Source organism: Psychrobacter sp. 1U2 (genome assembly GCF_051847575.1).
On record NZ_JBPYDC010001754.1, the window covers coordinates 1 to 532 of the forward strand.

Annotated in this window: 1 protein-coding gene and 1 pseudogene; one reads left to right on the forward strand and one right to left on the reverse strand. The window is 39.5% G+C overall.

Annotation, left to right across the window (positions count from 1 at the left end; translation table 11 throughout):
• Positions 1-220 (forward strand): hypothetical protein (locus ACS8FD_RS24225; protein ID WP_439277721.1); only part of this gene is annotated, 220 nt, incomplete at its 5' end.
• Between the two features lie 41 nt (positions 221-261).
• Here ACS8FD_RS24225 and ACS8FD_RS24230 read toward each other — a convergent pair.
• A pseudogene (locus ACS8FD_RS24230) lies at positions 262-532 on the reverse strand (DUF2062 domain-containing protein); the annotation flags it as partial.

A 532-nucleotide genomic window follows, 5' to 3' on the forward strand; every position in this document is an offset into this window, starting at 1 on the left:
TGAGACGATCGATCGACAGACTCAAATAGAGCTACTGACCCCTGCTTTTGACGCTATTACGCTTGCTGGTGCTGACTATGATCTAAAAGCTCAAGATAGCGCTACAGGGAAGCGTTATACATTACTTAAAAATAAAGAAGTAATAGAGATTTTAGTGATGGATAACAGTTTTACTGATCAAGTCGTTGATGCTATAAACAAAGACCAAGAAGAAGGGTAGTACTTTTAAAAGTATAACTCACTTAATACAGATGAGTTCTACTACGTCTTTGGTGGTTTATCTGAAGGTTCTTTTTGACGCTTTTGCCAGCTCGTCACTGTTCTATAGCGCCAAATCGCTTTAAAGGTTAAACCACAAATAATACTAGTAATTACTGCCAACAACGCCAGTCCTAAACAAAAGGCCGTCAACGATACTGTACCACGGTAAGTAATGAATGGATTGGCACCATTTGCAAGCACCCACAAGCTAAAATCAGCAATCATCCTTCCGATTACTCGTAAGCTAATCATTGGCTCACCCATAATATGG